The 3,533-nt window shown below is 54.1% G+C and carries 2 protein-coding genes; both read left to right on the top strand.

Features of this window, described 5'->3' with window-relative positions:
• On the top strand, positions 1–1,356 hold a 1,356-nt coding region (locus tag JW953_09260; protein MBN1992882.1), incomplete at its 5' end, for a beta-lactamase family protein.
• Between the two features lie 507 nt (positions 1,357–1,863).
• A complete protein-coding gene (locus JW953_09265; protein ID MBN1992883.1) occupies positions 1,864–3,219 on the top strand; it encodes an FAD-dependent oxidoreductase in 1,356 nt (451 codons plus the stop codon).
• The last annotated feature ends 314 nt before the right edge of the window (positions 3,220–3,533 follow it).

Genomic DNA, 3,533 nt, shown 5'->3' on the forward strand with positions numbered 1-3,533 from the left:
CCGCAAACACCTTTCTTTATTGGCTCTCTCACCAAATCGTTCACCGCCCTGGCCGTGATGCAGCTCGTTGAGGCCGGAAAGATTGATCTGGATGCCCCCGTCCAGCACTACCTGCCCTGGTTCCGGGTGGCGAACCCCCAGGCGAGTACGCAGATAACCGTGCGCCATCTGCTCAACCAGACCAGCGGCCTGTCCACGGCCTCGGGCAGGATTCCGCTGGCCGATTTTGACGACAGCCCGGGCGCCACCGAGCGCCAGGCGCGGGCTTTAGCAACGCTCAAGCTCAGCCGTCCGGTCGGCTCGGCGTTTGAGTACTCAAACGCCAATTACAACTTACTGGGATTGATCATCGAGGCTGCCAGTGGTGAATTGTATGCGGACTACGTCCAAAACCATATCTTTACTCCCCTGGACATGAAACACAGTTATACTGCGCCGGCCCTGGCCAAACAAAACGGCCTGGCGGTAGGCCACCGCTACTGGTTTGCCGTTCCGATTGCCGCGCCCAAGATACCTGTCCCGCGCGGTTCGCTGCCGTCCGGCCAGCTCATGGCCGGTTCTGAAGATATGGGCCGCTATATGATCATGCTTCTGAACGGAGGGCGCTATGGCAATGTTCAAGTTGTCTCACCGGAAAGCATCAATGAACTTCAGCACGGGGTGGCGGAAGATATTGAGATGGGCATGTCAATGGGGAAGTACGGCATGGGGTGGTTTGTGGATGAGACCGGCCCGGCCAAGACCGTCTGGCACACCGGCATCGTGCCCAACTCTTTCTCCTATATGGCGCTCCTGCCGGAGCAAAAGAAGGGGGTGGCCTTGTTCTTCAATACCTACGGCTATTTGATGACCCCATCCCTGTCCGAGGTGGGGGCTGGCGTGACAACACTACTGGCCGGCGAACAATCCGCGCCAACAGAGTTTGGCTTTATGCCCTGGGTGCAACGCGCTTTATTGCTCATCCCGCTTTTCCAAATCATCGGCGTTGCCGCTACCCTGCGCTTATTGCGTCGCTGGCAGCGAGACCCGCTGAGCCGGCCCGGTGGAGGAGGGCGCAAGTGGGGGCTGCATGTCGTGCTGCCGCTGATCCTTAACCTGTTGGTAAGCCTCACCCTGATCCCCGTGCTGGGCGCAACGCGCGGCTTTTGGCTGCTCTATATGCCCGACTTTTCATGGATCGCTATGATCTGCGGTGGCTTTGCCGGGATATGGGCTTTTCTGCGCACCGGGTTGGTTCTCAGGGCGCTAGGAAAATCTTCGTCGCCCCTACCTTTTGTGGGGCAGCCCGGCGTCGAGCATTTGGCGCAACCAGTTTCTCGCGTACCCCGCAAAAACCCCATCCAAGAGGGCGGATGAGCCAAGTAGCCAGGACAGGGCAAACTCGTGGGCCAATACCGAAGCGAAGAACAGGATTGAGGCGACAAAAGCCATACTCCAACGCAAACCGCCCCCCCAATCCGCATGGATTTGACCGAACAATGTGGCCAGGTTCCAGGTGATCAAGATAAAAATGAGCAGCCAGCTCCAGTCTATTTTGATTTGAATACCAAAAAACTTACCAAGGCGAAAACCGCTGTCCATATTTTCCTCCTTTTTCTTTATATTGTATCGTTTTTCACCCCTACTTGCCCATACTAACTTGGGCGGTTTTGGCGATGAAAAGGAGTTATCTTTTTATAGCTCGATTGATATGAATCATAAACCGGTATCACCCATTAGAGCTAGACAAAAATAGCTCATGCTTTCTGGCTGAAACTGCCTACTTGAGTATAGCAGGAGTGAGCATTTCCATAGTACACTAAATAAAAATCTGTTTAATGGGGTTAATTCGCCCGGTGCATCAATCGGAAGGAGCAAATAGTTATGGAACAAGCAGATGTCATTATTATTGGCAGTGGTCAAGGTGGCGTGCCCCTGGCTACCGATTTGGCCCAACAAGGACAAAGCGTGGTGTTATTTGAACGCGGCCCCTTGGGGGGAAGTTGTGTCAATTTTGGTTGTACGCCCTCAAAAGTATTTTTGGCCTCGGCTCACGCGGCCAGTCAAATCCGATCAATGCCGGAATTAGGTTTGCAGGTTCAGGTTGAAGTGGATTTTCCGGCCGTGATGGAGCGGGTCCGGGGAATGATCAACTCTTTTAACGAAGGCGTGACTCAAGGACTCGGTGAGAGTGGGGTGCGGGTGGTCAAAACGGAGGCCACTTTTACCGGCGAACGCACGGTTACCGGCAATGGATTAACCGTGCAGGCCCCCACGGTAATCATTAACACCGGCAAATCACCGCTTATCCCAAAAATTCCCGGGTTGGCCGATACGCCTTACCTGACCTCGCAAGATTTTTGGGGTTTAACGGAACTGCCCCCGCGCATGCTGGTGTTGGGTGGGGGATACGTTGGTTTGGAACTTGGGCAAGGTATCGCTCAATTAGGCAGCGAAACCCACATTATTGACCGGGAAAACCGCATCATCAGCGCTGAGGAAACAGAAGTCAGCGAAACATTAACCGAGGCCCTTGAAGCGGATGGGGTTCGGTTCTATCTGAATACGGAAGCGGGGGAGGTCATTTACAAAGATGGAGTATTTACTTTAACGCTTTCTAATGGCGATGGCCTGGAAGGCGAAGCATTGCTGGTAGCCATTGGTCGCAAACCAAACACGGAAGCCCTTAAACCTGAAGCCGGCGGAATTGGGGTTGATCAACAAGGCCATATAAAAGTTGACGAGCATTTCCGCACCAATGTTGACGGCGTTTATGCCATTGGCGACGTAACTGGCCAGCCCGCCTTTACCCATGTATCCTGGGAAGATTACCGGCGCCTGCGCGCCATCCTCAATGGCGAAGAGCGACGGCAGGGTGATCGTGTTCTCGGTTATGCCTTTTTTACAGAGCCTCAAGTTGGTCGGGTAGGCTTAACCCTGGCCGAGGCCAAACAGGCGGGTTACAAAGCCAGGGCGGTAACCATGCCGCTTGAACACGTAACCCGAGCGATAGAGACCGGTTACGAGCGAGGTTTTTACCGGATGGTGATTGATGAAGAAACAGACCAAATTTTAGGCGCAACCCTGGTTGGCCCCGAAACAGCCGAATTGGCCCATATTTTTATTGCCCATATGGAAGCCGGTTCTACCTGGCAGGTGCTGGAGCGTTCGGTTCACATTCACCCGGCTTATGCCGAGGCGTTGCCCGGCCTGGCCCGAATGTTAAAAAACAGCAGTTAAGGTGCTCAAATCGGGAACCGTTGGTAATTCGTTGAGGGACACAGACGGTGGATTTGGGTGAAAAAACGCGAAAAATGGCGGCAAAACGTCGGAGTTCTGCCCGATTCCAGGCCACCAGTGGTAGTAGAGACGCCACCAGTGCACGTGCATCAACATGGCGTGTTCGGATATTGAGCCAAAGACCAGGTCTTGCGCATCAGAGGAGCAACCGATTGGCGAATAGTCAGATTGACCCGTTCAATGAACGCGGTCTGGATGAGACCGGACAGACCCACTGATTTGAGTTTTTCGATCAGGGCTTTGCGCTGACCCCA

This window comes from Anaerolineae bacterium (genome assembly GCA_016931895.1).
Lineage (GTDB): Bacteria > Chloroflexota > Anaerolineae > 4572-78 > J111 > JAFGNV01.

Bases quoted from the DNA above. Each gene is read 5' to 3' on its own strand.
- JW953_09265 (MBN1992883.1), top strand. From the start codon at position 1,864: ATGGAACAAGCAGATGTCATTATTATTGGCAGTGGTCAAGGTGGCGTG.